General features: G+C 72.1%; 13 protein-coding genes. 4 read left to right on the top strand and 9 right to left on the bottom strand.

Going from position 1 to position 12684, the window contains the following annotated elements; translation table 11 throughout:
- Positions 1-176 (bottom strand): CBS domain-containing protein (locus ACP4J0_RS20520; protein ID WP_426600126.1); only part of this gene is annotated, 176 nt, incomplete at its 3' end.
- Between the two features lie 441 nt (positions 177-617).
- Here ACP4J0_RS20520 and ACP4J0_RS20515 point away from each other — a divergent pair.
- Positions 618-1070, top strand: a complete 453-nt coding sequence (locus ACP4J0_RS20515; RefSeq protein ID WP_426600119.1) for a cyclic nucleotide-binding domain-containing protein — start codon at positions 618-620, stop codon at positions 1068-1070.
- 158 nt (positions 1071-1228) lie between these two features.
- Positions 1229-1894: a CBS domain-containing protein gene (locus tag ACP4J0_RS20510; protein WP_426600118.1), complete on the top strand. Its 666-nt coding sequence runs from the start codon at positions 1229-1231 to the stop codon at positions 1892-1894.
- 103 nt (positions 1895-1997) lie between these two features.
- Here the strand turns inward: ACP4J0_RS20510 and ACP4J0_RS20505 are convergent, their stop codons facing one another.
- Together ACP4J0_RS20505 and ACP4J0_RS20500 are read right to left on the bottom strand one after the other, a co-directional pair.
- Complete coding sequence (locus tag ACP4J0_RS20505) at positions 1998-2483, bottom strand: pyridoxamine 5'-phosphate oxidase family protein (protein WP_426600117.1); 486 nt, start codon at positions 2481-2483, stop codon at positions 1998-2000.
- A 156-nt stretch (positions 2484-2639) separates the two neighbouring features.
- Positions 2640-3707, bottom strand: coding sequence for an alcohol dehydrogenase catalytic domain-containing protein (locus tag ACP4J0_RS20500; RefSeq protein ID WP_426600116.1), 1068 nt, complete (start codon positions 3705-3707; stop codon positions 2640-2642).
- A 345-nt stretch (positions 3708-4052) separates the two neighbouring features.
- On the opposite strand from ACP4J0_RS20500, the gene ACP4J0_RS20495 reads away from it, so the two are divergent.
- Positions 4053-4634 carry an Rv1733c family protein gene (locus tag ACP4J0_RS20495; RefSeq protein WP_426600115.1) on the top strand — a complete coding sequence of 194 codons (582 nt, stop codon included), beginning with the start codon at positions 4053-4055 and terminating at the stop codon, positions 4632-4634.
- Positions 4635-4802: 168 nt separating this feature from the next.
- Positions 4803-5591 carry an alpha/beta hydrolase gene (locus tag ACP4J0_RS20490; RefSeq protein ID WP_426600114.1) on the top strand — a complete coding sequence of 263 codons (789 nt, stop codon included), beginning with the start codon at positions 4803-4805 and terminating at the stop codon, positions 5589-5591.
- 94 nt (positions 5592-5685) lie between these two features.
- Here the strand turns inward: ACP4J0_RS20490 and ACP4J0_RS20485 are convergent, their stop codons facing one another.
- The 6 genes from ACP4J0_RS20485 to ACP4J0_RS20460 all read right to left on the bottom strand — a co-directional run bounded on the left by ACP4J0_RS20485 (position 5686) and on the right by ACP4J0_RS20460 (position 12629).
- Positions 5686-6192: a flavodoxin domain-containing protein gene (locus ACP4J0_RS20485; RefSeq protein ID WP_426600113.1), complete on the bottom strand. Its 507-nt coding sequence runs from the start codon at positions 6190-6192 to the stop codon at positions 5686-5688.
- Positions 6193-6208: 16 nt separating this feature from the next.
- Positions 6209-6937: a CBS domain-containing protein gene (locus ACP4J0_RS20480; RefSeq protein WP_426600112.1), complete on the bottom strand. Its 729-nt coding sequence runs from the start codon at positions 6935-6937 to the stop codon at positions 6209-6211.
- Between the two features lie 12 nt (positions 6938-6949).
- The gene (locus ACP4J0_RS20475; RefSeq protein WP_426600111.1) at positions 6950-9646 is read right to left on the bottom strand and encodes a GNAT family N-acetyltransferase; all 2697 of its coding nucleotides are present in this window, start codon (positions 9644-9646) and stop codon (positions 6950-6952) included.
- A gap of 147 nt (positions 9647-9793) precedes the next feature.
- Entirely contained in the window at positions 9794-10657 is an 864-nt protein-coding gene (locus ACP4J0_RS20470; RefSeq protein ID WP_426600110.1) for a universal stress protein, read from the bottom strand.
- Between the two features lie 5 nt (positions 10658-10662).
- Positions 10663-11685, bottom strand: a complete 1023-nt coding sequence (gene adhP, locus ACP4J0_RS20465; protein ID WP_426600109.1) for an alcohol dehydrogenase AdhP — start codon at positions 11683-11685, stop codon at positions 10663-10665.
- Positions 11686-11723: 38 nt separating this feature from the next.
- A complete protein-coding gene (locus ACP4J0_RS20460; protein ID WP_426600108.1) occupies positions 11724-12629 on the bottom strand; it encodes a universal stress protein in 906 nt (301 codons plus the stop codon).
- Between the last annotated feature and the right edge of the window lie 55 nt (positions 12630-12684).

Here is a 12684-nt window from a genome sequence, read left to right as displayed (position 1 = left end):
AGCAGGTCGGCCTCGGAGACGACGCCGACCACCCGGTTCCCCTCGTCGATGACGGGGAGCGCACTGATCCGCTGCGTTCGCATGGTCCGCACGATGTCCTTGAACCCCGCCCCGGCGGCCAGCGCCACGACAGAACGGGTCATGACGTCACTCACGGTGTATACGGAGCCGTACATCGCTTCCTCCCGCACATATGGGCGGCGTTCTCCACGTGACCAGGATCGGCCTGTCCAGCCTGCGGCGGCTTGGGCCGAATGGGCCGTATCAGAGGGCCACCCGCCCTGCCGTCCCTCGGTCCGTGAGAAGTGGTTGTCGGTCCCGCCCTTCTTGCTCTTCGCCACCTGACACTCACGGCACATGAGCCCTGTGCTTTTGGTCGCGGGCCACGCGCTGGGGGCCGAACGACCCTGCGATGGGGCCCGGGTGACCCGTGCCGTAGCAGCCGCCTGTCGTACAGGCTGAAAGCAGGAGCCTCGAGGGAGGCCGGGAATACACCTTCGGCAGCTCTCGCCGGTCTCGAGCCGGACTGGGCGCTCGACATGACGCGCACCGTCACGGCGAGTGCCTGGTCACACGTCACCGAACTATGAGCCGCACGAGGCGAAGGGGACAGGACGATGAACATCAACATGACCACGGCTCTGGCCGTCGGCCACCGGGACCGGCTGATGCGCCTTGCCCGCGAAGTCTCTTTCGAGGCGGGCACCCGACTGTTCGAAGAGGGCCGGCCGGCCGACCGGTTCTGGGTCATCCGCAGCGGCACCGTCACGCTCGACTCGCGGGTTCCCGGCCGGCGGGCCGCCGCCATCGAGTCGGTGAGTCACGGGGAACTCCTCGGCTGGTCCTGGCACTTTCCTCCGTACCAGTGGCAGCTGGGCGCCGAGGCGCTGAGCCCGGTGAGGGCCTGGGAGTTCGACGCGGAGGCCGTGCGGGCCATGTGCGCTCGCGATCCGGAGTTCGGGCGGGCCGTCGCCGCCTGGGTCGGCTCCGTGGTCGCCCACCGCTTGCAGGCAGCGCGGATTCGCCTGCTCGATCTGTACGCGCCCTACGGCAGCGGGCACCGGGTGTGAGTACGTCGCCCTGCACCGTCAGCCGAGCCAGTCGTGGTGCGCGGAGACGCCGGGTGTCCACCGTTTCGGTCCTGGACCAGCGCGGCTGCTGCACCCCGGAAGACGAAGGCTTCGCAGAAACCGTCGTCGGCACACGCGGCGCATCGAGGAGGAACCTCATGTCACATGGTCCGCATCTCGTGAGCGATGTCATGACGCACACCGTCGTGGCCGTGGGCCGCGGCGCCTCGTTCAGAGAGATCGTCGAGCTCATGCAGCAGTGGAAAATCAGTGCCCTGCCCGTGCTGGAGGGCGAGGGGCGTGTCGTCGGTGTCGTGTCGGAGGCAGATCTGCTGCCCAAGGAGGAGTTCCGCGACAGTGACCCTGACCGCTTCACGCAGTTGAGGCGGCTGCCCGACCTGGCCAAAGCGGGCGCACTGACCGCGGGCGAACTGATGAGTACACCGGCCGTCACCGTCCACGCCGACGCCACACTGGCGGAGGCCGCCCGGGTCATGGCACAGCGGCAGGTCAAGCGGCTGCCCGTCACCTCCGCCGAGGGGCTCCTCGAAGGCGTGGTCAGTCGCGCCGATCTCCTGAAGGTCTTCCTGCGGTCCGACGAGGAACTCGCCGCCGAGATTCGCCAGGAGATCGTATCCCCCCTCTTCGCCGCCTCCGCGCAACCTGTCCAGGTCCGCGTCTCCGGCGGCAGGGCGACGCTCAGCGGCCGCCTGCGGGACACCTCGTTGGTGCCCGTGGCCGCCCGCCTGGTCCGTGCAGTCGAGGGGGTGGTCGATGTCGAGTTCGATCTCTCGAACGACGATGTGGCATGTCAGGCGGACTGACACACCGGGCACGAAGCAGGACGCGCGACGCGCCTTCCGACCAAGGGGATTCGGAGGCGCGTCGCGAGTGCTGCAACCGGGAGCCAGCCCTCGGCCCGCAGGGTCAGTGTTCCTCCGTCGACGGTGGTTCCGACGTCCGCGCCGAAGCCGACGTCGGCATGTCCATACCGTAAAGAGTGCACCCGCCGACCAGCTCCCGGCCGGTGACCAGTTCCGGCTCGATGCGCACGAAGACTTCCACGGGCCAGGGCACCCACGACCGAGGACCGATGCGGACCAGGTGCTGATGTTCGTCAGGGTCGTTCACCACCGAGGCCGGGCCGGTGACGACGACGCTCCAGCCGCTGTGCGCCGCAGCGTCGACCTCGTCGGCTTCGAAGGCGACCACGGCGCCGTCGATGGCTCGGACCAGCTCCGAGGAGGCCGACGTGCGCAACAGCACGGCACCGCTCTCCTCCAGGAGGAAGTTGACCGGCAGGACGGCGGGCAGGGCTTCGCGTGTGTGCACGATGCGGCCCACCACCGCCGTGGCCAACCGACTCAGGCTCTCCTGCCGGTTCAGTTCGCGAAATCCGTCGTTGCGGTACATCAGCCGGTCGTCTTTCCGTGTGTCGTCCGGTGCGCGGACTCCCATCCTTCCCGGGGTGAGCGGCCGGCGGCGAGGGCCATCAGTCCCTGATCTGTCGCGGGACGGCCCTCGCCCCGGTGGGCCCGCCCTCCGAGGTATCCGCCGGTGCCGCGTTCACTATGCGGTGGCCTCGACGACCTCACGACGTGGTCCGCCCAGCACGACCTTCAGTGCGCCGGTGTCGGCGGCGCGGGCGAAGACGTCGTACGCCTCCTGCATGCGGTCGAGCGGGAAGGTGTGGGTGACCAGCCCGGCGGCGGGCAGGCGGCCGGCGGCCGCCATCCGCAACAGCGTGGGCGTGGAGTGGGTGTCCACCAGACCCGTGGTGATGGTGACGTTCTTGATCCAGAGGTCTTCGAGGTGCAGGGTCACGGGCTTGCCGTGGACGCCGACGTTGGCGACGCGTCCTCCGGGCCGCACCATGCGGGTGCACATCTCGAAGGTCTCGGGCACCCCCACCGCCTCGATGGCGACGTCCGCACCGAGCCCTTCGGTCAGGTCGGCGACCAGCTGCTCGGGGCTTTCCTGGGCAGCGGCGACCGCGTCCGCCCCTGCCTTGCGAGCGGCGTCCAAACGGGCTGTGGCCACGTCCACGGCGACGATCCGCTCGGGTGCCAGAAGCCGGGCCGTGGCGATGACGGCCAGACCCACCGGGCCGGCGCCGACCACCACGACGGTGTCCCCGGGACGGACCCGGCCGTTGAGCACACCAACCTCGTAGCCCGTCGGGAAGATGTCCGCCAGCAGCACGGCGTCCTGGTCGGTGACGTTCGCGGGCAGGGGGTGCACGGAGAAGTCCGCGTGCGGGACACGTACGTACTCGGCCTGGGTGCCGTCGATGAGGTGTCCGAGGACCCAGCCGCCACCGCCCCGGCACTGCCCGTACATGGCTTCCCGACAGTAGCGGCACCGTCCGCAGGCGCTGATGCAGGAGATCAGTACCCGGTCCCCCGGTCGCACCGAACGGACGTCCCGGCCCGTCTCGACGACCTCCCCGACCGCCTCGTGGCCGAGGACCGTCCCCGGCCGGACCTCGGGCACGTCGCCCTTCAGGATGTGCAGGTCCGTTCCGCAGACGGTGACGGCATCGACCCGCACGATCGCGTCCGTGGAGTCACTCAGAACCGGATCGGCTGCCTCTTCCCAGGCGGCCTGTCCGGGGCCGTGGAAGACATATGCCCTCATGTGTCCTCACCCTCTCGCTGTCCGCGGCGGAAACCGGGAGACTGCGAACGGCGACCCGCAGATGCGGTACGGGTCGCCGTCATCACAGGTTTTCGGCTCTTGCTTCCACCGTGCCTCTCTCCCTGCGCCGTGGCTTGGGCCGGACGGCCCCCGCGCTTCGCCGGCCGGTCCCGTCCGCTCACCAGCCACTCATCCGGTCACGTGCCCGTACGCGCATCTCTCGGGGATCCCTTCGCGAGCGTGCGAGGCAGGGCCGGTCGGTCTCTGGAGGCACCGGTCGGCCCATGACGTCGGCACGGGCCGACTGCCAGATTCGGAGGAGCTACGGACGAGGAGGTGGGGCTGATGGGAGTGCACGGAACTACGCGGAAGTGGCTGTGGCGCTGGCGCAGCAATCCCCTGCGGCGGGGCGACGACATCATCGAAGCCTGGATGGTGCTGGTGATGTGGGCGGTCATCGTGGGCGGAGGAGCCGTCGCCGGACTGGTGACGGCTCAGACGGCTCAGGACGGCTTCGCCCGGGAGCGTGCCGAACTGAACCCCGTACGGGCCGTCGTGCTGACGAACGCCGTGCGCAGCCCCGCGTCGGACGAGAGTTCGGCCTACCGGACCTCCGCGACCGTCCGCTGGCCGCGCTCGGACGGCACCTACCGCACCGGCCGGACGCTGGTGAGCAGCCAGGTACGGCCCGGCGCGCACGTCACGGTCTGGGTGGACGCCCGCGACAGGCTCGCCTCCCCGCCGGCCGGACCGGTCGACGCCCTCGTTTCGTCCGTGCTGCTCGGTCTCGGCTCCGCCTCCGTCCTCGCCGGCGCCGCTTTCGGTACGGCATCCCTCGCCCGGCGGCGCCTCGACCGACGGCGCATGGCCCAGTGGGACGCGGAGTGGCGGCTCGTCGGTCCGCGGTGGAGCCAGAGAGCGGGCTGAATCATCGGCGGGCGGAACGTGCGCCGTCCTCTCGGCCCCGGCAAGGCCCGACCGGCCCTCGTCCCCGAGGGCCGGTCGCCTCTGGTGCGGGCCGCGGCGGCGCGTTGCACTGGTACCAGGGCGGCGCACCCCCACAGCGCCGCCGCAGTACGGAGGAGGTGACGGCACATGCGTTACCACACCCACACGGACGGCCCGCCCCATCGGCCCGTCGATGTCGAGCGCACTGTGATTCCCGCGCACGGTCGTGACCGCCACGAGGCGGGCCACTGCGCCCTGAATGACGTCCGTGCGACGACCGCCGTCGACTCACCGGCCATCGATCCTGCTCCCCGCCGCCACCCGCCGCGGGACCACGCTGTGACGGTGCCCGCCGGGTCGGCGGAACTGACCGGGCGGCTGGCCGTGCCCGTGGCGGCCCGGGGCGTGGTCCTGCTCACCGGTGACCGTGTCTGGCAGGACTCCGCCGCCGCTTTTCACCGCGCCGGCCTGGGCACCTTGACACTGAGCCTGTGGCAGGCAGGGCGGCCGGCAGAGAGGCGCAACGTCTTCGATGTCGTCATGCTGGCTCGCCGCCTGGGTGCGGCCTGCGACTGGCTGCACGAGCGCATCAGCCTTCCTGTGGGCTGTGCGGCCGGCGGCACGTCGGCGGCCGCAGCGCTCGAGGCCGCTGCGGAACACGACACCCTGCGTGCGGTGGTCTGCGTCAGCGGGCGGCCAGGACTTGCCCGCCCGTCCGCGCTGGCCCGGGTGTCCGTTCCCGTTCTGCTGGTCACCGGTGACCTCGACCAGCCGCTGCTCAGCCGTAATCGGCTGGCCGCCGACTGGCTGCGCTGTCCCCACCGCGTGGTCGAGATACCGGGCGTCGCCGATCCCGTCTCCTCGGACGCTGCCCTGCAGCACGTCCTGTGGCTGACGACCGACTGGTTCACCGACCATGTGGCCGGGCGCGCCTGAGCATCCACACCGTTCGGCACGTGGTCATGACCGTGCCCCCGACGTCCGGTATACCGGACGTCGGGGGCACGACGGGCCCTGCCGCCCCGGTTGTTCACCGGTGCGCCATGGCACCGAGCTCCTTCGCCAGGCCCGCCGCCCAGGTCTCGATCGCGGCGAAGTCGCGGAAGTCACCGCCCTTGCCGTTGCGAAGGATCATGCGAGCGATGCGGCCCTGCGCGCCTTCGGTGAGGCAACCGCCGAAGGTGACATGCCCGCGGACGTCGAGCCTGGCCATGGCCCTCTTGACGCCCGGCACGGGCGGAATGTCCCGCTGCGAGGCCGTCGAGTCGAGCGGTCCGGAGCTGAAGAACCACACCGGCCGGTGCGCCAGAGCTCCGCGGTGCCGCCCTACGAAGCGCCTGGCGTCCTTGTGCCAGCGCCCGGCGTACAGGGCACCGCCGACCACCACGGCCTCGTAGTGATCCAGGTCCGTCACCGACCGGGCGGGCCACGCCTCGGCCGTGATCCCCGCTGTCCGCAGCACCTCCGCGACGGTCTCGGCGATCTTCACCGTTGATCCGTTGGTCGACCCGTAGGCGACCAGCACCCTCTGTTCCATGGTGGTCCGCCTCCTCTCACAGGCGCCGCAGCCAGTCGTCCGCGACGCCGCCCGGCACCGTTGTGTCATCCCGGAATTCGGCGTCGTCGAAGCGGTGGGTGAGCCTGTCGACGACGTCGACGACTCCGTCGGTCTTGCGGGTCATGGCCACCGCTATCTCGGTCTCGCTCTTCCGCTCCAGCTGGCCTTCCAGCGTGACGACTCCCTCGGTGACGGTGACGTCAACGCTGCCGTTGACCAGCCACAGTCCGCGTTGCAGTACCTCGCGGATCACTTCCTCGCGGATCTCGGCGTCGGGGCGCAGGAAGGTCCCCAGCAGGTCGTGCCGGGTGACGATGCCGACCAGGCGGTCGTCCTCGTCGAGTACCGGGAGCCGGTTGACCCGGTGCTCGACCATGGTGCGGGCGGCCTCCACCACTGTGTCCTCGGCATGCACGCTGACGGCGGGCGCGGTCATCAGGCGGCCGGCCGTGCGGGCCCGGGCCTTGGCCGCCCGCCGGCGGGCGCGCGGGGTGAGGTGCGCGCGGAACCGCGGGGGCGGCTCCCAGGCGAGCGGTGTCGCGGCCTGGTGGAGCATCAGGTCCGTCTCGGAGACGACGCCGATGACGTGCTGGTCGTCGTCCACCACGGGCAGTCCGCTGACGCGGTGTTCCGAGAGCAGCCTCGCCACCGCTTTGAAGGGGGTGCCGTACTCGGCGCGGATCACCTCGGTGGTCATCACGGAGCCGACCTTCTGGTTCCTCATGTCCGTTCCTCCTCAGCGCAGTCGGCGCAGATAGGGGTCCCGCGGCCGGCGGGGCAGCAGGCGTATCCGCGTGTCGAGAACAGTGATCCCGCCGGGTGTGGCGAGGACCGGGTTGAAGTCGGCCTCGGCGAGCTGCGGCAGGTCCACGGCCATCCGGGACAGCCGGTGCAGTACCTGCTCCAGCCCCTCCAGGTCGACGGGGCCGCCTCCTTGCGTGCCGAAGAGCAGCGGAGCGCAGCGTGGCGCGGTGATCAGGTCGTGCACGTCCTGACCGGTGAGCGGGGCGAGGCGGGCGGCGTGGTCGGCGAGCACCTCGGTCGCCGTGCCGCCCAGGCCGAAGACGACGAGGGGACCGAAGACACCGTCCTGCACGACGCCGGTGAACAGTTCGGTGCCGCGGGGTGCGAGTGGCTGGACGACGACCGCGGTCATGAGTCCTTCGAACCGGGTCCGCAGGTCCTGGAAGGCGGCGCGTACCTGGGCCTCGCCGCTCAGGTCGAGGTGGACGGCGTGCTGGAGGCTTTTGTGCACGAGTCCGGGCCAGTGTGCCTTGAGGACCACTCGGCCGTCGGTGCCGCGCAGGCGCTCGGCGGCGCGTACGGCGTCGTTCTCGGTCTCGGCCCAGGCCCAGGGCTGCTGAGGGATGCCGTAGCAGGAGAGGAGTTCGGCGCAGGCACGCGGGTCCAGCCAGCCTCCTTCCGGTCGCTGGGCGAGGAAGTCGTCCGCCAGGGCGTGCGCGCGGGAGGTGTCGATGTCGTCCGGGTCCGGGACGGTGCTGACGGGCCGGGTGAGCCAGGCGGCCCGTCGGGCGGCGTGCGCCAGCGCCCGTGCCGCCGCCTGCGGTTCGGCGTACGAGGGGATCGCCTCGCCGTCGGTGACGGGCAGCAGGGTGACCGGCAGGTCCTGTTCCAGACGTACGACGATGACGGGCTTGGCCCGGCGGCCCGGCCCTCGGGTGACGGCCCGGACCAGGTCGTCGCCCGTCGCGGCGGCGACCGCGGTGGGGACGAGGGCCACCAGGACCGCGTCGACGGACGGGTGACCCGCGAGCCGCTCGACGCAGGTGTGCAACGCGTCCTCGGTCACGGCGGCGGTGGCGTCCACGGGGTTGCCGACGGCTGCGCCGGCGGGAAGCGCGGCGAGCAGGTCGTCGGCCAGTTCGGGGCTGGGCGGGTTGAGGGTCAGGCCGGCTTCGGCGCAGGCGTCGGCGGCCAGGACTCCCGCGCCGCCGGCGTTGGTGAGCACGGCGACGCGGGTGCCGGCCGGCAGGGGCTGTGCGTGCAGCAGGGCCGCGGCTTCCAGCAGCTCGCCGACGGAGCGGGTCGCGGTGACGCCGGCCTGGGTGAACAGTGCCTGGCGGGTCATGGTGCCGGTGGCCGCTGCGGCGGTGTGGGAGGCGGCGGCGCGGCGGCCGGCATCGGTGCGTCCGGCGTCGACGGTCAGTACCGGCATGCGCCGGGTGACCCGCCGGGCGGTGCGGGAGAAGGCCCGCGGGTTGCCGAAGGACTCCAGGTGGAGCAGGGCGAGGTCGGTGTGGCCGTCGCTCTCCCACCACTGGAGCAGGTCGTTGCCGCTGACGTCGTACTTGTCGCCGAGCGACGCGAACGTGGAGACGCCGATGCCGAGCCGGGACAGTCCCTCCAGCAGGGCGATGCCGATGCCGCCGGACTGCACGGCGACCCCGGCGGTCCCGGCGCGGGGGTGTGCGGCGGCGAAGGTGGCGTCGAAGCGGTACCCGGGATCGGTGTTGGCCACGCCGAGGCAGTTGGGGCCGACCAGGCGCATCCCGTGGGTCCGGCACGCGGTGAGCAGGGCCTCGGCCTGCTCCGTGTCCAGTCCGGCGGAGACCACGACGAGGGCGCGTACGCCCGCCTTGCCGCACTCCTCGGCGACGGCCGGCACGGTCCCGGCGGGACTCGCCACGACGACCAGGTCGGGGACGACGGGAAGGGCGCCGAAGCAGGGGTAGGACGGTACGCCGAGGATGGCGGTGGTGGCGGGATTGACCGCGAACAGGCGGCCGGTGAAGCCGTCCTCGTGAAGGTGGTGCAGCAGGGCGCGTCCCACCGAGCCGGGACGGCGACCGGCCCCGACGACGGCGATGGAGCGCGGCTTCAGCAGCGGCTCCAGGCTGGCCACGTCGGCGGTCCGTCCCCGCGCCTCCGAGGCCGTGAGGTAGGTCTCGTCGACGTGCAGGTCGATGGCGCAGTGCACCTCGGGGCCGTCGAAGTGCCGGGTCGCGGTGAGGCCGAGGTCGGCGAAGAGCCGCAGTACCTCGTGGTTGTCGCTGAGGGCGTCGGCGGTGAAGGCGGTGATGCCGTCGGTCCGGGCGGCCGAGACGAGGTGCTCGACGAGCAGGGTTCCTACGCCCCGGTGGTGCAGGCCGTCGGCGACCGCGACGGCGAGTTCGGCGGTGTGCGGCGCGTCGGCGGCGGCGTGGTACTCGACGAGGCCGAGGACCTGTCCGGCGCGTTCGGCGAGCAGGGCCCGGTGCCCACGCCGGGGCGGTCCGCACACGTTGTCCGCGGCCAGGGCGGCCGAGCGGGGACCGGCGGAGAAGAACCGCAGGCGGCGGTGGTCCGGGGACATCTCCGCGTAGAGCCCCTCCAGTTGGTCGTGGTCCCCGGGCTCGACGGCCCGGATACGGACGGTGGTGCCGTCCGTGAGCAGCGCGTGGACTGCGGGGCGGTGTGGCGTGTCGTCCTTCATGGCGGTTCTCCTTCGAGCCGCTCGGGTCCTTGGCCTGTCGAGCGTCTGTCACGACGTCGGTCGCGCCCAGGGACTGACCGGGGGTGCCCGCGGGGCCGGTCGGCCCCCGGTCGCCCGCCGGTCGTCCCGGGCGGCGGCTCCGGGCAGTCACGCCATGTCGGGTACGACCGCGACCGGGCAGGCGGAGTGGTGCAGGAGCGTGTGGGCGACCCGGCCGAGGCGGTGCCCGAACTGCCCGGGACGCCGTCGGCCGAGGACCAGCAGGTCCGCCTCGTGCGAGGCGGTCAGCAGCACTCGGCGGGCGGGCCCCTCGGCCGTGTGGCGGCGCAGGCGTACGTCCGCCGGGGCGTCGGCGAGCGCGGCCTCCAGTTCCTTGGCCGCCCGTTCCTCGTGCACCCGCTCGGGCGTGCCCGTGAGCAGCGGGTGGTCGACCGTGTCGTGAGTGGGGCATCGCCATGCCCGTACGGCGTCCAGAGCGGCGCCGCGCCGCCGGGCCTCCTCGTAGGCGAAGCGCACCGCCGCGGTGGGTGCGTCGGCCACGCCGACGACTATGCGGCCGCGTCGGCCGTCGGCGGCCCGGTTGTCGTGGTTTCCGCGGATCACGATGACCGGACAGTCCGCCGTCGTGGCCACGGCCAGGCTGACGGAGCCGAGCAGGAGGTCGGCGAGTTCGCCGCGCCCGCGGGTGCCCACGATCACGGCAGAGGCGTTGCGCGCTTCGCGCAGGAGGACGTACTCCGGTTCCTCGGCCACCGCCGCGGTGGTGACGGCGAGGTCCGGGTGGTGACGACGGGCTCGGCGGGTGGCGACGACGAGGATGTCGTCGGAGGTGACGCGACCGGACGGCTTGCCGAGCTCGCGGGCGAGGGAAGCGCCCTCGTAGTGGTCCCAGCGGTAGGCGTGGACGATCCGCAGGGGGACTCCGTGCAGGGCGGCCTCGTCGGCCGCCCAGTCGACGGCCCGCAGGCTCGACTCGGAGCCGTCGACTCCGACGACCATGGGCAGGTACATCGTTCTCAGCCTCCCGCGTTGAGGTCGAACACGATCCGGGCCTTGACCTGTCCGCCGAGGACCTCGTCGATGCAGTCGTTGACGGCGGCGAGCGGGCGGGTCTCCCGGATGACCTTCGTGCGGCCCTCGGCATGGAGCTGGAAGACCTCGGCGAGGTCCTGCCGGGTGCCGACGATGGAGCCGATGACCGAGGTGCCGTTGAGGACGGTGTCGAAGATCGGGACCTGGAGGGTGCCGTGCGCCGGCAGGGCGACCATGACGAGTCTCCCGCCGCGCCGCAGGCCGGAGTTGACGGCCTGGAAGGCGGCCGGGTTCACTGCGAGGGCGAGGGCGGCGTGCGCGCCGCCGTGTCGTTTCAGCTCGACGCCGACGTCCTGGGTGCGGGCGTCGATGACGATGTCCGCACCGAGCTCCCGGGCCAGTTGCAGCTTGTCGTCGGTGACGTCGATCGCGGCGACCCGGGCCCCGGCGATCTTCGCGTACTGCACCGCGAGGTGCCCGAGTCCGCCCACGCCCGAGATGGCGACAAGCTGGGCGGGCCGGACGTCCGCGACCTTCAGCGCCTTGTAGGTGGTGACGCCCGCGCAGGTGAGCGGGGCGGCGTCGAGGGCGCTGACGCCCTCGGGCACCGGCTGGGCGAAGTCGGCCCAGGCCAGCATCTTCTCGGCATACCCGCCGTCGCAGCCGTACCCGGTGTTGACCTGGTCCTCGCACAGGGTCTCCCAGCCGGACCGGCAGTGCTCGCACCGTCCGCATGCCTTGCCGAGCCAGGGCACGGCGACGCGTTGTCCGACGGCGAGGTGGGACACGCCGGCGCCCAGCTTCTCGACCAGGCCGACGCCCTCGTGCCCGGGGACGAACGGCGGGGTGGGCTTGACCGGCCAGTCGCCGTGCGCGGCGTGGATGTCGGTGTGGCACAGGCCGGATGCCTCGACGGCTACGAGCACTTGCCCCGGGCCGGGCTCCGGATCGGGCCTGTCCTCGATGACCAGGGGCTTGCCGAACTCCCGGACGACCGCTGCCTTCATGGTCCTGCTCCTTCTGTGCTTGCCTTCGGTGGGCCGCGTCAGTCGTGCGCGACGACGGCGACGGGGGTGGTGGCGTGGTGCATGACCGCGTGGGCCACGGCGCCGATGTGCATGCCGAACGGGCTGCGGCGGATGCGGCGGCCGACGACGACGAGGGACGCCTCGTGGGCCGCGTCCACGAGGTGGTTGGCGGGGCTGCCGAGCCTGGACTGTTCGGTCACCTCGACGTCCGGGTACTTCTCCCGCCACGGCCGGAGCGCTTCGGTGAGGGCGGCGGCCTGCTCGCGGATGATGTCCTCGCGGGGGTCGACGCCGGCGGCCAGGCTGTAGACGTAGTAGGGCGGCAAGTTCCAGGCCGTGACGACGGTCAGCGTGGCCTCTCGGCGCCGGGCTTCCTCGAACGCGAAGGCGATGACCGTCTCATCGGGGCTGTCGGTGTCCAGGCCCAGGACCACGGGCCGGAAGCCGGTGGCGGCGGACGGTATGCCGGTGGGGTCCTTGACGTGTTCGTCGGCGGCCTGTTCGCCGGCCCGGACGAGTACAACCGGCACCTCGGCACGTGCGACCACGGACTGGCCGACGGACCCGACCAGGAAGCCCGTGAGGCCGCTCAGGGCACGCGAGCCCAGCACCAGCAGTTCCGCGTCGCGAGCGGCTTCGAGCAGCACCTCCGCCGGGGCTCCGGCCCGCTGCTCGGTGGTCACCTCGACGCCGGGGTGTCGCAGCCTCAGCCCTTCGGCGGCTTCCCGGGGGATGCGCTCGGACCAGTGCTGGTGTGTTTCGGCGCCGAGGAGCGGGGCCTGGGCCATGGGCTCCGGTACCGGCTGCCACACGTGAAGCAGTCGTACCGGCATCTGGCGCAGCGCGGCTTCGCGGGCCGCCCACTCTGCGGCTGCCCGGCTCTCGGACGAGCCGTCGAGTCCTACGGTGATCGTGCGGGCCATGCCGGCCACCTCCTGTGTCATTGGTTCTGTTCTCAGCGTCTCTTCGGGCGGTCCC

The sequence above is a fragment of the Streptomyces sp. WG7 genome (assembly GCF_049975785.1).
Taxonomy (GTDB): Bacteria; Actinomycetota; Actinomycetes; order Streptomycetales; family Streptomycetaceae; genus Streptomyces.
The sequence above is the reverse complement of the archived record's forward strand: the minus strand, read 5'-3'. Positions and strand labels throughout refer to the sequence as shown.

Bases quoted from the DNA above. Each gene is read 5' to 3' on its own strand.
- ACP4J0_RS20515 (WP_426600119.1), top strand. From the start codon at position 618: ATGAACATCAACATGACCACGGCTCTGGCCGTCGGCCACCGGGACCGG.
- ACP4J0_RS20510 (WP_426600118.1), top strand. From the start codon at position 1,229: ATGTCACATGGTCCGCATCTCGTGAGCGATGTCATGACGCACACCGTC.
- ACP4J0_RS20505 (WP_426600117.1), bottom strand. From the start codon at position 2,483: ATGTACCGCAACGACGGATTTCGCGAACTGAACCGGCAGGAGAGCCTG.
- ACP4J0_RS20500 (WP_426600116.1), bottom strand. From the start codon at position 3,707: ATGAGGGCATATGTCTTCCACGGCCCCGGACAGGCCGCCTGGGAAGAG.
- ACP4J0_RS20495 (WP_426600115.1), top strand. From the start codon at position 4,053: ATGGGAGTGCACGGAACTACGCGGAAGTGGCTGTGGCGCTGGCGCAGC.
- ACP4J0_RS20490 (WP_426600114.1), top strand. From the start codon at position 4,803: ATGCGTTACCACACCCACACGGACGGCCCGCCCCATCGGCCCGTCGAT.
- ACP4J0_RS20485 (WP_426600113.1), bottom strand. From the start codon at position 6,192: ATGGAACAGAGGGTGCTGGTCGCCTACGGGTCGACCAACGGATCAACG.
- ACP4J0_RS20480 (WP_426600112.1), bottom strand. From the start codon at position 6,937: ATGAGGAACCAGAAGGTCGGCTCCGTGATGACCACCGAGGTGATCCGC.
- ACP4J0_RS20475 (WP_426600111.1), bottom strand. From the start codon at position 9,646: ATGAAGGACGACACGCCACACCGCCCCGCAGTCCACGCGCTGCTCACG.
- ACP4J0_RS20470 (WP_426600110.1), bottom strand. From the start codon at position 10,657: ATGTACCTGCCCATGGTCGTCGGAGTCGACGGCTCCGAGTCGAGCCTG.
- adhP (WP_426600109.1), bottom strand. From the start codon at position 11,685: ATGAAGGCAGCGGTCGTCCGGGAGTTCGGCAAGCCCCTGGTCATCGAG.
- ACP4J0_RS20460 (WP_426600108.1), bottom strand. From the start codon at position 12,629: ATGGCCCGCACGATCACCGTAGGACTCGACGGCTCGTCCGAGAGCCGG.